This is a genomic window from Acidobacteriota bacterium (assembly GCA_018001935.1).
In the GTDB taxonomy this organism is placed as follows: Bacteria; Acidobacteriota; JAAYUB01; order JAAYUB01; family JAAYUB01; genus JAGNHB01.
The window spans coordinates 1-20,011 of record JAGNHB010000033.1 but is presented as its reverse complement, the minus strand read 5'-3'; the positions used below and the strand labels follow the sequence as shown (position 1 = coordinate 20,011).

Below are 20,011 nucleotides of genomic sequence, written 5' to 3'. Positions count from 1 at the left end.
GAGGTCTCTCAGTCGTTCGCCCGGGGGCCCTGGCCGTCCGTGCAGACCGCCAGGATCTCCGGGCCGAACTCCTCCACGGCCCGCTGCCCCGCGGCGAGGATCAGGTCGTAGGTCCCCACGTCCCAGAGCTGGATGTACTTGTCGAAACGGACCTTCACGTAGATGATCTCGTGGTGGTGCATGTCGATGGAGAAGGCCATCTGGCTCTCCACGATGGTCTTGGTGAACACCTTGTTGACGTGCACCATGGCCTCGTAGAAGCTCCTGGGGTTGGGCTGCATCTTCTCCATGAAGTCCACGGCGATCACCACGTCGGCCCCGCGGCGGACGGCGGCGAGCACCGGGAGCGGGGCCGAGTAGAGCCCGTCGAAGAGCAACCGCCCGTCCAGGCGGATGGGGTGGAAGAACGGGTACACCGCGCTGGAGGCATACACCGCGTCCACCAGGTCCCCGCGCTCCAGCTCGACGCCCTCCCCGGTTTCGTAGTCCGTGGCCTGGAGGACCAGGGGAACGTTCAGTGCCTCGAGCCGCCGCTCCCCGTACATTCCCCGGAAGAGGCGGAAGATCGGGGCGGTCTTGAAGAAGGAGAAACTGTGGCCAAAATCCGCCTTGCACAGCCCGAAGGTGGCGGCAACGCTTTTCCAGTCCCGCAGGAACAGCGACGGGCGCAGTTTGTCCCGGAAAAAGCCGGCCATTTCCTCGTGGGAGTAGCCGGAGGCCCACATGGCGAGGGTCCCGGCCCCCCCGCTGCAGCCGACCAGCAGGGAGGGGCGGATGGCGTGCGCGTCCAGGAAGCGCAGCAGGGGGATGGCCGACAGCGGTTTGAGACCGCCGCCCCCAAGCACCAGGGCCACCCGGGGTTTCCCCTTTCCCGCCGCTTGTTCTGCAACGTCAGTGGTCATCGTGAATTCCCTTGCTTTTCCCGGTCGGTTTCCCCATAGTTGGGAATTATAGGACCCTTTCCGTGAAGGTTCAAGCCATGAGATGGATCGAACGTTTTTTGATTGGGCATCTTCGGCGGCAACTTCTCCGAATCGAGCGGACCGGCGGTGCGGCGTCAGGCCCCGGGCGCGAACCGCCGCCCCTCCGGTTCTTCCTGTTCGGGTTCTCGGGTGTTCGCAACGCGGGGGCCGACGCCCGGATGGAGGAGGCGGTCCGCCAGGTCCTGCACCTCTTCGGCCGGGAGAACACCGAGGTGGTCTCGCTGCTGAGCACCCGCAAGCCCGGGGGCATGTTCACCCGGTCGGGGATCGAGCTGACCAGGGGATACTTCGAGGGGTCCCGCCGGGTGACCGCGGACTGCCGGATGGACCGTTTCATTCTGAAGATGGCCTGCACCCATCACGTCAACATGGTGGTGGAAGGGGCCGTGTTCAAGAGCAACCTCAGCAACGTTCTGACCCTGGCCTTCGCCGGGCTGCTCGGGGCCGCGGACCGGGCCGGCAGCCTTTCTCTCGCCTGGGGGGTGGAGGCCGGGCGGATGGACCCGGAGATCGCCTCCTTCGTCCAATGGGCCTGCCCGAAATCCCACTTGATCGTTCGGAATTCCTCCTCCATGGACATCCTCACGAAACTGGGATTGAATCCCGTTTTGGGGACCGATTGCGCCTGGACCTTCCACCCGCGCCCGCCGTCATTCGGCGAAAACGTGCTCCGGAAGGCCGGGTGGGACGGGAGCACGCCCGTCCTGGCCGTCTGCCCCGTCAACCCTTACTGGGTCCCCTCGTCCAGCAGTCCGGGGAAGTGGGTGGTGAACGCCCTCACGGGGCGCTATCGGTACGCGCATCGCGGTGGGATGACCTTTCACCGGACCGGGGCCGACGTTGAGGCGAAACACCGGCGTTACCTGGACGCCATCGCCGGGGCCGTCCGGGCCCACCGGCAGGCACACCCCTGTTTTCCGGTCCTGGTGGGCACCTCGCTCATCGACGACCGGTCTTGCCGGATGCTTTCGGAGCGGCTTGGAGCGGCGCCGGTTTTCAGCGCCGAGGCGTACGACATGTTCGAGACCGTGTCCCTGCTCCGATGCGCGTCGCGGATCGTCACGTCGCGGTTTCACGCCGGGGTCCTCGCCATGCCGCAGGGGGTTCCCTTCGCCGCCGTCACCCTGGACGAGCGGCTCCGGAACCTGCTGGCGGGCTTCGGGCGGGAGGACCTGGCCATCGACTGCGGGGACGTCGATCTGGAGGAAAAGCTCGTGGTCCGCCTCCGCTCCCTGGTCGATGACGGGGAGCCCCTCCGGGCGGCACAGCGGGACCACGTCCGGGAGCAACTCCGGGAGATGGGGCGGATGGGCCAGTACCTCGCCCGGGTCGTGAAGGAGCGCTGGCCGTCCTTCCCCATGCCCGCCCGGGGCGAGGCCTGGGAAGAGTACCTCCCCCTGACCGACCCCGTCCTCCGGCGGCTCCTGGAGGAGAGCGCCGGCAGCCCGCCGCCTCCCCCGTCCCCGCCGCGCGCCTGACGGCAAAGATCAGGCGCCCGTTTTCACCACCGCCCGGGCAAGGGCGACGAGGTCCGCGGCGTCGGCCGAACCGCTGCCATCGACGTCGGCGCAGGCGATCCCGCAGGGAAGTTGGGGCAGGCTCCCGGCGAACCAGGCGCCCAGGAGGGCCAGGTCCGCCGCGTTCACCAGCCCGTCCCGGTTCAGGTCGAAGGGGGACGCCCCGCCGGGGGTCCGGCTGGCCTGGGCCGTGTTGCCGTAACAGCCCAGGTTGGCCCGGCCGCCGTTGGGTGACGGTTCCTCCGCCCAGGGCGAGGCCGGGTCGGCGGCATCGAGGGCGGGGCTGGTGAGGGCGTCCGCGACCCAGCCGCCGGCCCCGCCGCCCGCGGACGGGTCCCAGCGCCCGCCGGCCGATTTCAGGTGGAAGTCGCCGGCGGCGGGGTCCGCGAACAGCGGGTCGGCGGTGATATTGCCCGCCCCCGGCAGGCCCCCGAGGGACAGGGTGTAGGCGGCCTGCAGGGTGGACCCTTCCCGGACGTAGACGTCGCCCGTGCTGTTCCCCCAGAAAATGCAGTTCTTCACGGTGACGTGGGAGTCGTTGTCCACGAAGACGGCGTTCCCGCCCAGGGCGCCCGGGGCCGTGTTGAGGGCGAAGGTGCAGTGGTCCAGCCAGGCGTGGGAGGGCCCGGGGCCGGAGTCCACCGCCAGCGCGGCCCCCCCCTTGTCGCTGCTGGACGTGGTGTTGCCGTAGTACAGCTCGTGGTCGAGCCAGGCTTTCCCCCCCTCGTCCACGAAGACGGCCCCGCCGTAGCTGGGGGCGAAGTTGTTGCGGAAGACGTTGCCGGAGAGGTGGGCTTCCTCGGCGTAGGTGAGCAGGCCCCCGCCCCAGCCGTAGCTCTCCATCACCCGGTTGCCGTCCACCACGTTGTTGCGGAAGGTGACGACCCCGGCCGCCAGGCAAACGCCCCCGCCGTGGTCGCCGTAGCCGCGGTTGTCCCGGATCAGGTTCTCCTCGATCAGCATGGTCCCGGTGCCGCCCTCGAGGGACGCGGCCGCGAAGAGCCCGCCGGCCCGCCCGGCCACGTTGTCCCGGATCACGTTGTTCACGATGTGGATCTGGTGCCCCGTGGCCCAGATTCCCCCGCCGCGGTTTCCCGCGCTCCCGTCCGCCGTGCCGTTGTTCTCCACCCGGTTGCCGGAGAGGGTCACCCCGACGGGGTCCGGCCAACCGTCGGGGCCGCAGCTGATCCCGTGCGTCCCCCCGGTGATCCGGAAGCCGTCCACGACGGTCCCGGCCAGGCTTGAAGGGTCGTTGTCCGTCACCTGCAGCGACACGGTGGCATGGGCCCCGTCGCCTTGGACGTGGGAGACCCGGGTGAGCGGGTCCCGCGTGGCGAAGTCCCCGCCGGCGCCCGACGCGTAGTCCGACGCCGAACCGCCGGCGTAGCCCCCCCGCAGCCGCAGCGCCTTGCTCCGCACCTCGACCCGGGCGTAGGCGCCCGCCGCCGCCCGGATCTCGTCCCCCGCGGACGCGGCGTCCACGGCGGCCTGGAGGGTCGGGTAAGGGTGCAGGGCGCTCCCGTCGGCGACGCCGGTGGCGTTGTCGTCGTCAACGCAGACCACCGCCGCGATGCAGGGCGGGGCGACGAGAAGGGCGAGGAGGAAGGCGGGGAGGACCGCCGGGAATCGCCGCCCGGCCGGGGGGATTGCCCGACGGCGCGACGGTCGGGACCGGGGTGAAGGCTGGTTCATGCTCTCTCCCGTTCCAAAAGAACCCCTCAGAGCCGCGACCGTAAGGGAGCGGTCCGCTTCCCTCGGAATCCACAGCCGCGACCGCAAGGGAGCGGTCCCTTCGGCAATCCGGAGTATACCACACCTCCCGGAATCCATCAGATCCGCGACCGTAAGGGAGCGGTCCCTCCCCCGAAAATCCAGGTTCATCCAGGGATCATGCAGATCGACCGCAACCGGTATCACCCTGTTCCCGGCGCTGGGGCCGCAAGCGAAGTCTTTCGAGGGCTTTCGATCGTTTCATCACAGCCGTTCCACCTTTAAAAACGCTCAGGGCGACCGAAAGGCGTGGAACCGGCATCGCGGAGCGGCAGCTCCAGGCCGCCAAGGGGACCCCCACGCCGCCGGCGTACAACCTTTGTCGATGGAAAATGACAGGATGAGCACCCCAACCCCGGCAGGGGTTGAACAACGGCGACGAAGTCTCCCCGGGCGACAGTTCAGGCAAAAGCAGTGAAGACCCCATTCCCGCTGGATTTTCGGGTTTTTGCGAGTCCGTCAAATTTATCTTGACATGGGCGGTGGTTTAAGTTAAATTTCGCCGTCTCTCGGGCGGTTAGCTCAGTCGGGAGAGCATCGGTCTTACAAACCGGGGGTCACAAGTTCGAGCCTTGTACCGCCCACCAGGAAACGATCTTTTGAGTTTTAGCCGTCGCCGGTGTTGTTTGGGAGGGATCGGAAAGGCCGGGGCGGTTGGATACCCGGGCGGGGTCGTAGTTCAGTCGGTTAGAACGCCGGCCTGTCACGCCGGAGGTCGCGAGTTCGAGTCTCGTCGACCCCGCCACTTAACCAAGCCTTTGCAGTAACTTGCAAAGGCTTTTTTGTTTCCCGCCTTCGTGATGGCCTGCCGGGGGGGGCGTTGTTCGCGAGAGGGGGGGAGACGGGTGAAGGGGGGAGGGTTATGGTCCGCGTCGGGACGACGCGTACGAACAGGCGGGGGGGATCCGCGTCGGGACGACGCGTACGAACAGGGGGGGGGATCCGCGTCGGGACGACGCGTACGAACGCGGGGGGGGTCAAGGGGTTTTGTAGACGTCGGTGCTGAGGTATTTGAGGCCGGAGTCTCCCGCCAGGGTGACCACCGTCCGTCCCGGCCCGAGCCGCTCGGCGAGCCGGATCGCCGCGAGGACGTTGGCGCCGGTGGACGTCCCCGCGAAGAGGGCCTCCTCCCGGGCGAGGCGCCGTGCCATCGCCTTGGCGTCGGCCGTCGTCACCGGCAGGACGTCGTCCACCAGGGAGGGCTCCCACAGCGGCGGCGTGTAGCCGATCCCGACGCCCTCGATCTTGTGGGGGCCGGGCTGCCCCCCGCCCAGCACGGCGGACTCCGCGGGCTCGACGGCGACGACCCGGACGCCCGGCCTGTGCCGCTTCAGCACGGTGGCCACGCCGCGCAGGGACGCCGACGTCCCCACGCAGTGGACGAAGGCGTCCACCGCACCGCCCGTCTGCTCCCAGATCTCCTCGCCCAGCGGGTGGTAGCCGGCGATGCTGTCGCGGTTGTTGAGCTGGTCCGTCCAGTAGGTTCCCGGCTCCCGGCTCAGGACGCGGGCGGCCTCGATCATGTCCAGGATCAGCTTTTTGGTGGTGAGACCCCCCTCGCTCGGGACCAACGTCAGTTCAGCGCCCAGGGCGGCCATATGGTCCCGCTTCTCCCGGCTGAACGCCTCCGAGGTGACGATGCGGATGCGGTAGCCCCGGGCCGCGCAGACGAAGGCCAGCGACGTCCCCGTGCTGCCGCCCGTGTACTCCACCACGGCGCCCCCGGGTTTCAGACGGCCGTCCGCCTCGGCCGCCGCGATCACGGAAGAAGCCATCCGGTCCTTCATGCTGCCGGTGGGGTTCTCCCCCTCGAGTTTGACGACGATGTCCGCGCAGCCGGGCGGGACGACCCTGCGAAGCCGGACCATCGAGGTGTTTCCGACGGCCTTCAGAATGTCCATGTACCGTAACCCTCCTCTTTCGAGCCCTTCGGCAAGGGCGAAGTCTACCCCGCCGGCGGCCGGCTGTCAACCGGGGGAACTTCGCAGGAACGTCTTTCTCCCACGGGTCTGAAGGATACCCGGAGCAGGCGGTCGGGTCAGCGCTCCCCCCACTTCAGTTTCCGGCGCAGCACGTCGAAGAAGCTCTGGGTTTCGGGCATCACGAGGCGGGCGTCGTGGGGCGAGGCGGCCACCTCCGCCACGTCGCCGGGGACCATGGGGCACCCCACCTGGCCATCGACGGTCATCATGACGTCCTCGCCCGCCAGCAGGCGGACGCGGACCGGCTCGGAACCGTCCAGGACGATGGGGCGGTGGGTGAGGGTGTGGGGGCAGATGGGCGCCAGCACCAGGTTCCGGCTGGTGGGCGTCACGATGGGGCCGCCGGCGGACAGGGCGTAGGCGGTGGACCCGGTGGGCGTGGCCACGATGAAGCCGTCGGCGTTGTAAGGGGAGAGGAACCGGGGGCCGACGGTCACCTCGATGTGGATGATCCGGGCCAGGGCGCCCTTGGTGATGACCATGTCGTTGAGGGCCAGGTGCTCCGCGAGGACGACCCCGTTCCGCTTGAGGCGGGCTTCGAGGCGAAGGCGGTTCTCCATCCGGAAGTGCCCGTCGAGGATCTGGTTCAGGTTGGGGATCATGTCCTCCCGCGGGACTTCCGTCAGAAATCCCAGGGAACCGAAGTTGATCCCCAACAGGGGAATGCGCCGGGTGTTGAGGTGCCGGGCCACGCTGAGGAGGGTGCCGTCGCCCCCGAGCACGATGAGGAGGTCGGTGTCCGCGGGGACCTGGTCGATGGGGAAGCGGTCCACGCTCCGCAGCAGGGTCGCCGCGGCCCGTTCCTCTACGGCGGTGCGCAGGCCGCGCCCGGCGAGGAAGTCCAGGAGCTGGTAGACGGGTTCCGAGGAAGCCCCCCGGAGGTCCTTCATGAAGATCGCGGCGCAGTGGAAGCACGGGTCGCTCATGGGTCGCCTCCCTTGAGGTGAAGCAGGTACTCGACGTTGCCGTCGGCGCCGGTGACGGGGGAGACGGTGTGCCCCAGCACCCGGAAACCGAGGTGCCGGGCGACGTCAGCCACCGTTTCGAGGACTCGTTCCCGCACGGCCTCGTCCCGGACGATCCCGCCCTTCCCCACCTCGCCCGGCCCCGCCTCGAACTGGGGCTTGACCAGGGTGACCACGTCGGCGTCCGCCCGGCCGCCCGCGTCCAGCAACCGGCGGATCGCGGGCAGGATCAGCGTCTGGGAGATGAAGGAGACGTCCATCACCACCCGGTCGAACACCACGCCCGGGAAGTCGCCGGGCCCCAGGTAGCGGGCGTTGAAGCCCTCCCGAAGGACGACCCGCGGGTCGGTGCGCAGTTTCCAGTGCAGCTGGTTGCGGCCCACGTCGATGCAGTGGACCTGCCGGGCGCCGCGGGAGAGGAGGCAGTCGGTGAAACCCCCGGTGGAGGACCCCACGTCCAGGCAGACCGCCCCGTCCACCGGGAGGGCGAAGACGTCCAGGGCGTGGGCCAGCTTGAGCCCGCCACGGCCCACGAAGGGGCAACCGTCCCCCAGGACCCGGAGGGGCAGGGTGTCGTCCACGCGGGTCCCCGGCTTGTCCACCTTCCGGTCGCCCGCCAGCACGAGCCCCGCCATGATCAGGGCCTGGGCTTTGACGCGCGTTTCCGCCAGTCCTCGTTCAACCAGCAGACTGTCGAGTCGTTCCTTGGCCATCGTCTTTCTTCGAAGAACTCCGCGACCCGCTCGGCGATGCCTTCCGCATCGAGGCGGTAGCGGGCCAGGAGGATGCGCGGGTCGCCGTGGGGGATGACCCGGTCGGGCAGCCCCATCCGGAGGATACCCTGGGTGAAGACGTTGTCGTCCTGGAGGAATTCCGTGACCGCCGCCCCGAAACCGCCCGGGAGGATGCCCTCCTCCACGGTCACCACGAGGCGGCCCTCGGCGGCCTGGCGGATCAGGTCGCGGTCGAGGGGCTTGGCGAAGCGGGCGTTGACGACCGTGCACTCGATCCCTTTCCGGGAGAGGGTCTCGGCGGCCTTCAGGGCGGGGTGGACCCGGCTGCCGATGGCGATGAGGGCCACGTCCTTCCCGGTCCGCAGCACCTCGCCCTTGCCCACGGGGACCTCGCGCGGGGGCCCCTCGAGGGAGACCTCCTCGCCGGCCCCCCGGGGGAAGCGGATGGCGGCGGGCCCGTCCAGGCGCGTGGCGGTGAGGAGCATGTCGCGGAGTTCCGCCTCGTCCTTGGGGGCCATGACCGTCATGTTGGGGAGGATGCGCAGGTAGGCGAGGTCGTACAGCCCGTGGTGCGTGGGCCCGTCGTCCCCGACGATCCCCGCCCGGTCCAGGACGAAGGTCACGGGAAGGTTCATGAGGCAGACGTCGTGGAAGACCTGGTCGAAGGCCCGCTGGAGGAAGGTGGAGTAGATGGCCACCACGGGGTGGTACCCTTCCGTGGCCATCCCGGCCGAGAAGGTCACGGCGTGCTGCTCGGCGATGCCCACGTCGAAACAGCGGTCCGGGTATGCCCGCTTGAAGGCGTCCAGGCCCGTCCCGCTCAGCATGGCGGCGGACACGGCGACGAGCCGGTCGTCCGTCCGGGCCAGCTCGCGGAGCGTTTCCGAGAACACCGCGGTGTAGGTGGGCGGCCCGCCGGACCGGAGCCCCTTGCCGGTGGCCACGTTGAAGGGGGAGGCGCCGTGCCACTTGTCGGGCTCCTTCTCGGCCGGGGCGTAGCCCTTCCCCTTGGTGGTGACCACGTGGAGCAGGACGGGCCCCTCCATGTCCCGGATCTCCCGGAAGGTCTCCACCAGCTTGGGAACGTTGTGACCGTCCACCGGGCCGAGATAGCGGAGCCCCAGTTCCTCCAGCAGTTTGCCGGGAACGAAGAAGGTCTTGATGGCGTCCACCAGGTTCTTGGTGGTCTTGAGGAGTTGATTCCCGATGCCGGGGATGCTGCGGAGGACGGCCTGGACGTCCCGGGCGAAGACGGTGTAGACCTGGCCGTCGATGATGCGCTTGAGGTACCCCGACCAGGCCCCCACGTTGGAGGAGATGGACATCTCGTTGTCGTTGAGGACGATCAGCAGGTTGTTGCGGCGGTGCCCGGCCTGGTTGAGCCCCTCCATGGCCATCCCGCCCGTGAGGGACCCGTCGCCGATGACGGCCACCACCCGGTTGTCACGGCGGGCCATGTCCCTTCCGACGGCCATGCCCAGGGCGGCGCTGATGGAGGTGGAGGCGTGCCCCGCCGTGAAGGCGTCGTGGGGGCTCTCCTGGCGGTTGCAGAAGCCGGTGATCCCCTGGTAGGTGCGGAGGGTATGGAAGGCGTCGCGGCGCCCGGTGATCAGCTTGTGGGTGTAACACTGGTGGGAGACGTCCCAGAGGATCTTGTCCCGGGGCGTGTCAAAGACGTAGTGCAGGGCCAGGGTCAGCTCCACGACGCCGAGGTTCGACGCCAGGTGGCCCCCGTTCTTGGACACGACCTCGATCATCCGGTCCCGGATTTCGGAAGCCAGCGGTTCCAGGTCCTCCAGTGACAGTTTCTTCAGGTCCGCCGGGCTGTCGATGGTTTCGAGCATTCTCCGCGCCTCCCGGTCCGCGATCACGGCGTCCCGCTCCCCGGGTCATCTCCCGTTCTGGAAAACGCCAATTTTTTATTATATCAGACAAGAGAGGCCTTGATCGAAAATTCTCGACGGGTGTCCAGCTGCACGATCGAGCCCGGTGAACCCGCAAAGGGTCTTTTGCAGCCTGCGAATGACTCGAATCGAACGTCGGTGATATAATCACTCCATGACAACGGTTCGCGTGATTCGCGGGCTGCAGGGGACCTTTGCGGGACCTTCAAGGACGGGGCCCGGTGAATTCCGCCGTAGGAGCCGGGAGGGTCATGTCCGGCCTGAAGCAGGGGTGGGGGCGGCCGCGGCATCAAGAAAGAATGCAACCCCGGGATCGGGACTGCGTCCTGACGATGTGCGATCTTTTACCGGAGGATCATCATGAAATCCTGTCCCCGCTTGTTCCTTCCGACCGCCGCGGCCTGCCTGGTCCTCGCCCTTTCCATCGCCTGCAAGCAACAGGAGACGGGAAACGGGGCCAAACCCGACGTCCGCAACCGGACGGACGACTGGTGCCTGAACCTCCCCGCGGAGGGGGAAGAGACGGCCAAGGGGGGATCCGTCGCCCAGATGGCCATGCCCTCCGCGCCCCCGCCGGCCCCTGCGATGGCGGACACCGCCCGGCTCGGCCTCGCCACCGGCGGCGCCAAGGACGCGGGCAATTTCCGGGAGAACATCCGGCGAGGCTACCTGCCCCTGCCCACGGACCTCGCCTACGAGGGGCTGTTCTACGACTACTACTTCGACCAGGGCCCCCAGGAGCCCTGCAAGAGCCTCTTCTGCCCCGCCTACGCCGCGGCGGTCTCGAAGGACCCCATCTCGGGGCGGGAGGACCTCTACCTCTCTGTCGGCCTTCAGTCGGGCCTGGACGCTTCCACCTTCACCCGCAAGAAACTCAACCTGGTGGTGGTGCTGGACATTTCGGGCTCCATGTCCGCCAACTTCCGGGACTACTACTACGACGCCTCCGGGAGCCGGAAGCAGCCCGAGGGGGAGGCGGAGGACAAGTCCAAGATGCAGGTGGCCAAGGAGTCGCTGACGGCCCTGCTCGGGCACCTGAAGGAGGACGACCGGCTGGGTGTCGTCCTCTTCGACGACGAGGCCTACCTGGCCAAGCCCCTGCGTTTCGTGGGCGAGACCGACGTGGAGAAGCTCAAGGGCCACCTCCTGGAGCTGGGGCCCCGGGGCGGGACCAACATGGAAGCCGGGATCCGGATGGGCGCCGACCTCTTCAAAACCGTCGCCAACCCGGACCCCGCGGTGTACGAGAACCGCATCCTCTTCCTTACCGACGCCATGCCCAACACCGGCGTCACCGATCCGGAAGGCCTGCTCGAGCTGTCGCGGAAGAACGCGGACCGGCGCATCTTCACCACGTTCATCGGGGTCGGCGTGGACTTCAACACCGAACTCGTGGCGGGCATCTCGAAGGTCCGGGGGTGCAACTACTACTCCGTGCACTCCTCCAGGGACTTCCGGAAACGGCTGGACGAGGAGTTCGCGTACATGGTGACGCCCCTGGTCTTCAACCTGCGGCTGGCCCTGGAGAGCCCGGGCTACCGCATCCTCAAGGTCTACGGCTCCCCCGAGGCCGACCAGGCAACAGGCGAGCTGATGAAGGTCGCCACCCTTTTCCCCTCCAAATCGGTGGAAGGGAAGGTGAAAGGCGGCATCGTCCTGCTGAAGCTCCGCCGGACGGGCGAGGGCGGCTCCCTTTCCCTGAAGGTCTCCTGGGAGGACCGGTCGGGCAAGCCAGGGGAGGAGCGCCGTACTGTGTCGCCGCCGGTCGCCGGGAAGGAGTTTTATGCCCACGGCGGGATCCGGAAGGCCGTCCTGCTGACCCGGTACGCCGACATGCTCCTGAACTGGATGTCCGACGAGCGGGAGACGGCTCAGGCGGGGGGCAAGGTGGTCTGCTCGGTCACGCCGGCGGAGGGGATCCGGGTCCCGGAAACGGCCGCCCTCGGTCGCTGGGAGCGGACGTCCATGCCGCTGGCGGTCTCCGCCCCCTACGCGGACGTGTTCCGCAAATTCCGCGCCCACTTTGCCGCCGAGATGGCCCCGCTGAACGACCCCGACCTCAAGAAGGAAGTGGAGATCCTGGACCTGCTGACCACCCCGAAGAAAGCGGCCCGCGTCGCCGTTCCGGACTGACGCGGGCGGCGCCCGACGGTCCCGCCTTTCACGGCCGCCGGCTGCGGGCAGCGCTTCTTTCTCCTGCCGGGGGTCAGCGTTGCCCGTGGTCAGGACTCGGGGGAATAACGCTTGCCGGGGCGGAGGCAGACGACGCCGGGGGGGACGCTGTCGCAGAGTTCGGGCAGGTAGGCGCCCTTTTCGTGGGCGTCGATCTCAGCGGCGGTGAGGTGCATCAGGAACCACCGCGCCGGGCTCAGGCGGCGGATGGCCTGGGCCCACCCCGAACCGAGCCAGGGAGCGATGAAGAGCGCGTCGAGGGCCCCGGTGTCCTGGGGGGTGTAGCGGGAGGTGTCCTCGTTGTCCCCGTCGTGGAGGAAGCGGAACCCGTCCTCGCACGACCCCAACCAGGAGAGGTGATCGGAGCCGTGGGACGTTCGGAAAGCGCACAGGGTAATGCCGGCGGCGTGGACCTCCCGGGAGAGCAGCCCTCCGGGATGGCTCTCCTGCCCCGGCTCCACCCCGAAGCAGCGGACCGTGCGGTCGAACTGCCGCAGCGTCTCGACGACCCGCTGGGAGCCCACCACGACAGCCCCCATCCGGTGCGCCACGGAGGACGTGAGGGCGGGCTCGAAATGGTCGGGGTGATCGTGGGTCACGAGGATGAGGTCAGCCCGGCTCACGTCCCACACCGACCGGGCGGGGGGGTCGGCCACACCGGGGAGCGGCCGGTAGAAGGCGTCGATGAAGATCCGGCGCGGGCCGGCATCGATCCGGAACCCCGCGTTGCCCACGGCGGTCACTTGCCAGTTCACCTTCCACCCTCCTGAAGCCGTTTCGAAAATCGCCATCCCCGCAAAATGTCTGTCTACGCCCGCGAATCACGCGAATCATCGCGAATTGGAATATCACAAGTCATGTTATTCCTTTTTATTCGGTATTCGCGTCAATTGGCGTTATTCGCGGGAAATACCAATTGGCGACTTTTTGCGGGTGCATCAAGATTCGCCAAACAGCTGAATTTTCCACGGAAAGAGGGTCAAAGTCAATGCCAACCGTCACAAAAAGGAGGTCACCGGTCGGTCGGACCGGGCGCGTTCCCTTGATCGACCCCCCGGTGTTCCCGTTCCAGGGCGTCGTCGAAGGTGAGGAGCCCGATCCCGCTCGACCGCGACCGGGCAAGGAGCAGGCAGTCGACTATTACGCTGCAAGCTCGACCTGCGCCTCTCATTTCCCTTTCCGCCGAATGACGGAGAGCAGGATGAGGGCGGCCAGCAGGAGAGCGGCGGTCCCCGCCAGCACCGCGCGGGACGGCGGCCGCCGGAGGGGGGTGGGGAGGTCCGGCCCGGGGGGTGTCTCCGGGGCCCCGGGCCCGCCGGGCCCGGTCCGGATCGACGGCCCCCGGGATGGCAGCGACGCGGGGACCGGGGGCCCGAGCACAGGGAGCGGCGCCGCGGACGGCGGGCCCGGGCGGAGGGAAAGGGGGAGGGGGGCGGCGGGTGCGCTCCCGGCGGCGGGGCCCGCGCCCTCGATCGCCTCGTCCAGCCGGACGAAGCGGTAGCCCCTTTCCCGCAGGCCCGCGAGGATGCCCGGCAGCGCCCGGCCCGTGGCCCAGCCCCGCCCGTTCACGTGAAAGATCAGGATGCCGCCGTCCCTGGCCCCGGACAGGACGTACTGCTCCAGGCGTTCGGGGGTGACCTTCGGGTCGGGGTCGCCGCTGGCGAAGGTCCAGTGGACCACCCGGTACCCCATCTTCTCCACCTGCTCAAGGGTGCGATCGTCGTAGTTCCCGCCGGGGAAGCGAAAAAACCGGGGGGGCCGGCTTGTCAGCCCCGCGATCACCCGTTCGGCGCGCCGAACGTCCGCCTCGACCTCCGCCGGGCTCATCCGCTCCATGTGCTGGCGGTGGGCGAAGGAGTGGTTTTCCACCTCCACGAAGGGGAAGGCGGCCAGTTCCCGCAACCGGGCGGCGTTGCGCTCCGCGAACTTCCCGCCCGCGAAGATCGTGAAGGGGACCTTCTCGCGGAGGAGGCAGGCCAGGACGGTCTCGTCGAAACCGGCGGGGGCGTTGCTCTCGCAGGCGTCGAAGGTGAGGGCGACCCGCCGCTGGCCGGGCGGCCCCGGGGGCAGGCGGTCCACGACGGCCGCCGCGCAGGAAACGGCGAAAAGCCAGGTCAGAAGGACCGCTGCGGAGCGGCGGCAAGGCGGGGTCATCCGGTTCTCCTTCCCTCGGAGCCGCCGCCTTGGCCCCCGTGGTCCGTCCCCGGGGGCGCAAACGGGGCGACGCATGATTTTCCGCCCCGCGGAAAGCTTTGTCAACCACGGCGCCACGACGCGTGTCCCCACATTCCAGTAAATTTTGACGGGTTCGCAAAAAGTCGGAAAAACGAGCGGGAAAGTGTCTGTAAAGCCTTTGTTTGAGCCATCACCCGGAGGGTGATGGTAATTTTTGCGACCGCATCAACCTTGACTCCGCCGTCCCGACCGGGTATTTTCGATTCATCCGAAGCGCAGGAGGGTCGATCATGCGCCACCCGAAACCCCTTCCGACCGTCGCGGCGAGCCTGACGCTGGCCGTCCTGGGCTGCCTCTGCTTCCAGGCCGCCCCCGCCCAGTCGAAGCCCGACACGGGCGGGCTGATCCTGGCCTGGGAAGCCGCCCAGAAGGCCGACCGAAACACCGAGGTCTTCCGGAAGACCGGCGAGCAGACCTACCACTTCAAGACGAAGCTCTTTCCCTTCGAAGGGGAACTCCGCGTGCTGAACGCCTTCATCGACGATCGCCGCACCGACCCGGAAAACGATTACGGCGGGCTCATCTACGGGGTGGTGACGGTGGAGCTGGTCGGGGCGCCGGCGGACCTGTTCCAGAAGCACTCCATGGCCTACTCCGTGTGGAACGCCGGCAACACGCTTTTCTGGAGTGATTCCAAGGGGCGATGGACCACCTCCCGCGAGTTCCCGTCCGTTTTCGCGAAGGAGCGGGGCGGCGCCGGCTCCAACTGGCTCTTCTGGGTCGCGGACTACTTCTGGTTCATCCTGCTGGCCTTCCTCATCTTCATCATCCTCCTCGTCGGACGCCGGACCAAGCTGCAGATGCGGAAGGCCTTCGACTACCAGGACCGCGCGCAGGCCTCCATCGAGCGCTCCCTGGCCCTGAGCGAGCGCTCGGTGACCCTGGCGGAAGACAGCAACCGTGTCCTGCGGGAAATCCTCGCGACGCTCCGGAAAGGTGAAACCCCGGCCCCGGCCCCGCCCCCGGAAAACCCGCCGGCGCAGACCGGGACCCCCTGAAAACAAAAGCGCGGGTGCCCTCACCCGCGCTTTCACTCTCTGACACCGCCCACGCCCGCGAAAGCATGAGGGACGCGGAACAACCCGAAAATCAAACGGGAAAGTGGTGATGATGCCTCTGCTCGAGCCATCACCCGGAAGGCGATGGCTGGTGTTGCGGTGCCGTCAGATTTCCCAGCGCAGCAGGACGCTCCCCCAGGTGAAACCGGCGCCGAAGGCCGTCAGGAGCACCCAGTCCCCCTTCCGGATCCGACCGTCCCGGCTCGCCTCGAACAGGCAGATGGGGATGGTGGCCGAGGTGGTGTTCCCGAAGCGCTCGATGTTGATGATGTACTGGTCCTCCCGGAGCTTCAGGCGCTCGGCGGTCGCGGTGATGATGCGGATGTTGGCCTGGTGGGCGACGAAGAGCTTGACGTCGTCCGCTTCGAGGTTGTTCTTCTTCAGGATTTTCTCCGAGATGTCGGCCATCTCGGTAACGGCGAACTTGAACACCTGGCGCCCCTCCTGGTGGACGTAGTGCATCTTCTTGTCCACCGTCTCGTGGCTGGAGGGGTTCATGCTGCCGCCGCCGGGCATGTAGAGGAACTTGCCGCCGGCCCCGTCGCAGCGGGTCAGGATGTCCAGCAGCCCCACCTCGCCCTCCTCAGCCGGCTCCAGCAGGGCGGCCCCGGCGCCGTCGCCGAAGAGCACGCAGGTGGCCCGGTCGGTGTAGTCGATGATGGAGGACATCACCTCGGAGCCCACCACCACCACCTTGTTGTGGACGCCGGTCCGCACGAACTTCTCGCCGACCGCCAGGCCGAAGATGAACCCGGAGCAGGCGCCCGAGAGGTCGAAGCCCCAGGAGTTGCGGACGCCCAGCTTGTCCAGGACCACGCAGGCGGTGGAGGGGAAGAACATGTCCGGGGTCACCGTCGGGAGAATGACGAGGTCGATCTCGGAGGGCTCGATGCCCCGTTTTTCGCACAGGCGGCGAATGGCCTGGGTCGCCAGGTCGGAGTTCGTCTGGCCCTTCTCCACGACGTGCCGCTCGTGAATCCCCGTCCGTTCCAGGATCCACTCGTTGGAGGTGTCCACCATCCGCTCGAAGTCCTTGTTGGTCAGGACACGGTCGGGGACGTACATCTCGATGGCTGAAATCTTCACTTTTCTTTGGTTCACGGTTGAAAACCTCGTTCAATCAATGTCAAGCGCGCATTATTACCACTTCGGGCCAGATTATGCAATTTTTTTTTCCGGGCGCTTCCCGGCGCCCACCGCCCCCTCCGCGGTTGTATCTTCCCCGGGCCTGGCGTATCCTTGTCCGGGCGGGACCGGCGGATCGGGCCCCTTTCCCGCCGCATTCCCGACCCTGGAGGTTCACCGTGCCGAAAGCGTTCCCCGGAAGTTTCATCCGCGGTTTCACCGTCCTGTTCGTTCTCGGGGCCGCCCTGGCGGACGCCGAGGCCGGCAAGCCCCGCACCGTGACCGGCGAGGCCGTCTCCGCCGACGGCACGAAGATCGCCTACACGGTCCGGGGGACCCGGGGCCCGGCCCTGGTGTTCGTCCACGGGTGGACCGGGGACGCCGGCGTCTGGGACGCCCAGGTCGACGCCTTCTCCCCGCGGTACCGGGTGGTCACCCTCGACCTGGCGGGCCACGGCAAGTCCGCGGACACCCGAAAGGAGTGGACCATCCCCCGCTTCGGCGAGGACGTGCTCGCCGTGCTCAAGGTCCTGCGGCTCCGGCACGCGGTCCTGGTGGGCCACTCCATGGGCGGCCCGGTCATCCTGGAGACGGCCCGGATGGCCACCGGGGGGGAAGTGGCGGCCCTCGTCCCGGTGGACACCCTCCACAAGCTCGACCGGTCCATGTCCCCCGATCAGATCCAGACCTTCGTCGGGCTCCTGAAGAAGGATTTCGTCGCCGGCTGCCGGGACGCTCTCGCCCCCCACCTGTTCGCACCGGGGACCGACCCCGCCCTGAAAACGAAGGTCCTGGACAAGATGACCGCGGCGTCGCCAGAGATCGCCGTCCCCGCCATGGAAAACCTCCTGAAGTGGGACCCGCGGGGCTGGGCGGGATCGCTCTCGTGCCCGGTGCGGGCCGTCAACGCTGACCTGGCCCCCACGGACATCGAGGCGAACCGGAAGTTCATCAAGGATTACGAGGTGGTCGTCCTGAAAGGCCGGGGACACTTCCCCATGATGGAGGCCCCGGAGGAGTTCAACCGGGCGCTCGGGCAGATCCTCGACCGGCTCTTCCTGAAGGAGTGAACCGCGACGTGGCGGAGCGGCGGCGCGAGGAGACCCCGGCCGCCACCCCGGCGGGGAGGCGGCGCCCGGCGACCGTTTTCGCGCGGCTCCGGAACCGTTACCGGCACGCCTTTTCCGGGCTGCCGCCGTCGGTCTCGACACGGCCGTGTACTCTCTCGCCTTCACCCTGGCCCCGCCGGCCGGCCTGTGAATTTACGAACGCCTCGGGGCCACCGCCCGCTGGGGCGGCTGCGGCTTCCTCGGTCTCGTCGTCTGTGTGGTCTGCACCCTGATCCCCCGGAGGCAGTCCCACCCCAGACCCTGATCACGCCCGGGGCCCTCTCCGGGAGCCGACCGCCCCCGATCACGGGAAGGTGGCGTTTTCTGCGGAAAACACGTGTTGACAGAGGATAGCTCATTTGCTAATCTGGTCAGGAGTCCTGACCCCTTTTCAGACGAAATCGGGCAGCAGAAAAACAGAATGCGCCTCTACCTGATCAACCCGTCCAATCCCCTCGTCAGCATCGTTCACGTCAAGGAGAGCCGCTGGAACCGTTACCGCGTCTGGAAACCCCTCAGCCTCATGGTGCTCGCGGGCCTGACGCCGCCGGGCTGGGACATCGCCATCCTGGACGAAAACGTCTCACAACCCGATTACGCGTCCTTGCCTCGCCCCGACCTCGTGGGCATCACCGCCTTCACGTCCCAGGCGAACCGCGCCTACGAGATCGCCGACTTCTACCGCAACCTGGGCGTCCCCGTCGTCATGGGCGGCATCCACGCCACCATGTGCCTAGACGAGGCCCTGGACCACGTGGATGCCGTCGTCACCCGGGAAGCCGACGTGATCTGGCCTCAGGTCCTCGAGGACCTGAAGCGGGGTGACCTGAAGCGCCGCTACGACGGCGGACTGGCGCCGGTCGACCGCATCCCCCCCGCACGGCACGACCTGCTGACCGGCGAGTACGCCTTCGGGGCGATCCAGACCACCCGCGGCTGCCCCCTGAACTGCAATTTCTGCAGCGTCACGGCGTTCAACGGGGCCCACTACCGGCAGCGACCGGTTGCGGACGTGGTGGAGGAATTCCTGACGGTCCCCGAGAAACTGGTGCTCGTGGTGGACGACAATCTCATCGGGACGAAGCCGGAGCACATCGAGCGCGCCAAGGAACTGTTCCGCGCCCTGATCGCGGCCCGCCTCCGGAAGGAGTGGGTCGCCCAGGCCACCATCAACTTCGCCGACGACGAGGAACTCCTCACCCTGGCCAAGAAGGCGGGTTGCCGGGGCGTCTTCATCGGCTTCGAGTCCCCTACGCCGGAGGGGCTCAAGGAACTCGGAAAGAAATTCAACCTCCTGAAAGGAAGGGATATCCGGGATTCCGTGCGCCGGATCCAGCGGCACAAACTGCTGGTGGTGGGCTCCTTCATCATCGGCCTGGACGTCGACGAGGCGGGGATCGGCCGCCGGATCGCCCAGACGGCCCGCCGCTACGGCGTGGACAACCTCAACACCCTCTTCCTGACCCCCCTGCCGGGGACCCGGTTGTGGGACCAGTTGAACGAACGGGGGCGGATCGCCCTGGACGACCCCTCCACGGAATGGAAATACTACACGCTGACGTTTCCGGTCGCTCGTTACCTTCGGCTGTCTCTCGAGGCCGTCATCGAGGAAATGATGACCTGCAACCGGGACTTCTATGCCTTCGGGAGCATCCTTCACCGCGTGTGGCGGTGCGTGCTGGGGCGGCGCCACCCCCTCATCAGCCTGGTGGGCAACCTCTCCTACCGGAGCAACCTGAAGGTGGACCTCGCCGCTTACCGGAATTTCACCCGGGAGAAGGGAGCGCGGTTCGCGTGCGCGGAGAGCGCGACAACGTAAAGGGTCCCATCCATCATCTGGTACTGCCCGCGGGCCACGCGAACGGTCTCAGTACCCCAGCTTGCGGAGGCGCTCGTCGGAGATGCCGAAGTGGTGGGCGATCTCGTGGACGAGGGTGATGCGGACCTGTTCCACCACCTGCCGGCGGTTTCGGCACATCCGGAGGATGGGTCGGCGGTAGAGGACGATGCGGTCGGGGTAGAGGGGGTCGGCGAAGGCGCTGCGGGCGGTGCGGGGGACCCCCTGGTAGAGGCCCAGCAACGTCCCCCGGCCTTCCAGGCCCATCTCGCGGAGGGTCTCGAGGGACGGCCGCTCTTCCACACAAATCTCGACGTTCTCCAGGAGTTGCCGAAACTCCTCGGGGACCTCGGCGTAGGCCTGGGCCACCATGTCCTCGAATTCTTCCATGTCGGGCAGCACGGCGTCCTCCCGTGGTCTGGGTTGCGGCCCTGAGGGCGCTGGCGTATGGTAGCGCACGCCGCCGGCGAATGCAACCGGGCCGTGCCGAGGCCAGCGGTTTCGCATCATGAGGACAAGCAGGGCCAAAAGGGGCGCGGTGAGAGGTTTTGAAGCGTTTCAGAGACAGCCGGCATTCTTGTGCGAGGGGGGTGATAGAGCAAAAGCGGCGTTAAAGTGGA

General features: G+C 67.8%; 15 protein-coding genes and 2 tRNA genes. 7 read left to right on the top strand and 10 right to left on the bottom strand.

Translation table 11 applies throughout. From position 1 onward, the window contains the following. Nucleotides 1–8: 8 nt before the first annotated feature. Entirely contained in the window at nt 9–902 is an 894-nt protein-coding gene (locus tag KA419_12895; GenBank protein ID MBP7866834.1) for a patatin-like phospholipase family protein, read from the bottom strand. Between the two features lie 77 nt (nt 903–979). On the opposite strand from KA419_12895, the gene KA419_12890 reads away from it, so the two are divergent. Beyond that, nucleotides 980–2,461 (top strand): polysaccharide pyruvyl transferase family protein, encoded by a 1,482-nt coding sequence (locus KA419_12890; GenBank protein ID MBP7866833.1) that lies wholly within the window; start codon nt 980–982, stop codon nt 2,459–2,461. Between the two features lie 9 nt (nt 2,462–2,470). On the opposite strand, the gene KA419_12885 is transcribed toward KA419_12890, so the two are convergent. Then, nucleotides 2,471–4,192, bottom strand: a complete 1,722-nt coding sequence (locus KA419_12885; protein ID MBP7866832.1) for a right-handed parallel beta-helix repeat-containing protein — start codon at nt 4,190–4,192, stop codon at nt 2,471–2,473. Nucleotides 4,193–4,781: 589 nt separating this feature from the next. Between KA419_12885 and KA419_12880 the strand changes: the two genes are divergently transcribed. Together KA419_12880 and KA419_12875 are read left to right on the top strand one after the other, a co-directional pair. Then, nucleotides 4,782–4,857 (top strand) — tRNA-Val (locus tag KA419_12880). A gap of 81 nt (nt 4,858–4,938) precedes the next feature. Continuing rightward, nucleotides 4,939–5,015: transfer RNA gene (locus tag KA419_12875), tRNA-Asp, on the top strand. Between the two features lie 232 nt (nt 5,016–5,247). On the opposite strand, the gene KA419_12870 is transcribed toward KA419_12875, so the two are convergent. The 4 genes from KA419_12870 to KA419_12855 all read right to left on the bottom strand — a co-directional run bounded on the left by KA419_12870 (nt 5,248) and on the right by KA419_12855 (nt 9,795). Further along, the gene (locus KA419_12870; protein ID MBP7866831.1) at nt 5,248–6,171 is read right to left on the bottom strand and encodes a cysteine synthase family protein; all 924 of its coding nucleotides are present in this window, start codon (nt 6,169–6,171) and stop codon (nt 5,248–5,250) included. Nucleotides 6,172–6,308: 137 nt separating this feature from the next. Next, complete coding sequence (locus tag KA419_12865) at nt 6,309–7,178, bottom strand: NAD(+)/NADH kinase (GenBank protein ID MBP7866830.1); 870 nt, start codon at nt 7,176–7,178, stop codon at nt 6,309–6,311. Next, nucleotides 7,175–7,930, bottom strand: a complete 756-nt coding sequence (locus KA419_12860; GenBank protein ID MBP7866829.1) for a TlyA family RNA methyltransferase — start codon at nt 7,928–7,930, stop codon at nt 7,175–7,177. Before KA419_12860 ends, KA419_12865 begins: the two co-directional genes overlap by 4 nt. Further along, complete coding sequence (locus KA419_12855; GenBank protein ID MBP7866828.1) at nt 7,855–9,795, bottom strand: 1-deoxy-D-xylulose-5-phosphate synthase; 1,941 nt, start codon at nt 9,793–9,795, stop codon at nt 7,855–7,857. The genes KA419_12860 and KA419_12855 overlap by 76 nt, the downstream gene beginning before the upstream one ends. Nucleotides 9,796–10,215: 420 nt before the next feature. Here KA419_12855 and KA419_12850 point away from each other — a divergent pair, with 420 nt between their 5' ends. Then, on the top strand, nt 10,216–11,988 hold the full coding sequence (locus tag KA419_12850; GenBank protein ID MBP7866827.1) for a VWA domain-containing protein: 1,773 nt from the start codon (nt 10,216–10,218) through the stop codon (nt 11,986–11,988). Nucleotides 11,989–12,077: 89 nt separating this feature from the next. Here KA419_12850 and KA419_12845 read toward each other — a convergent pair whose 3' ends face one another. Continuing rightward, a complete protein-coding gene (locus KA419_12845) occupies nt 12,078–12,782 on the bottom strand; it encodes an MBL fold metallo-hydrolase (GenBank protein ID MBP7866826.1) in 705 nt (234 codons plus the stop codon). 412 nt (nt 12,783–13,194) lie between these two features. After that, nucleotides 13,195–14,181 carry a polysaccharide deacetylase family protein gene (locus KA419_12840; protein MBP7866825.1) on the bottom strand — a complete coding sequence of 329 codons (987 nt, stop codon included), beginning with the start codon at nt 14,179–14,181 and terminating at the stop codon, nt 13,195–13,197. 311 nt (nt 14,182–14,492) lie between these two features. Between KA419_12840 and KA419_12835 the strand changes: the two genes are divergently transcribed. After that, a complete protein-coding gene (locus tag KA419_12835; GenBank protein ID MBP7866824.1) occupies nt 14,493–15,260 on the top strand; it encodes a hypothetical protein in 768 nt (255 codons plus the stop codon). A 165-nt stretch (nt 15,261–15,425) separates the two neighbouring features. On the opposite strand, the gene KA419_12830 is transcribed toward KA419_12835, so the two are convergent. Beyond that, nucleotides 15,426–16,385, bottom strand: coding sequence for a ketoacyl-ACP synthase III (locus KA419_12830; GenBank protein MBP7866823.1), 960 nt, complete (start codon nt 16,383–16,385; stop codon nt 15,426–15,428). A gap of 239 nt (nt 16,386–16,624) precedes the next feature. On the opposite strand from KA419_12830, the gene KA419_12825 reads away from it, so the two are divergent. Both KA419_12825 and KA419_12820 read left to right on the top strand, forming a co-directional pair. Then, nucleotides 16,625–17,515, top strand: a complete 891-nt coding sequence (locus KA419_12825) for an alpha/beta hydrolase (protein ID MBP7866822.1) — start codon at nt 16,625–16,627, stop codon at nt 17,513–17,515. A gap of 460 nt (nt 17,516–17,975) precedes the next feature. Continuing rightward, the gene (locus KA419_12820; GenBank protein MBP7866821.1) at nt 17,976–19,373 is read left to right on the top strand and encodes a B12-binding domain-containing radical SAM protein; all 1,398 of its coding nucleotides are present in this window, start codon (nt 17,976–17,978) and stop codon (nt 19,371–19,373) included. Between the two features lie 48 nt (nt 19,374–19,421). On the opposite strand, the gene KA419_12815 is transcribed toward KA419_12820, so the two are convergent. After that, nucleotides 19,422–19,790: a metallopeptidase family protein gene (locus KA419_12815; protein MBP7866820.1), complete on the bottom strand. Its 369-nt coding sequence runs from the start codon at nt 19,788–19,790 to the stop codon at nt 19,422–19,424. Nucleotides 19,791–20,011 lie beyond the last annotated feature (221 nt).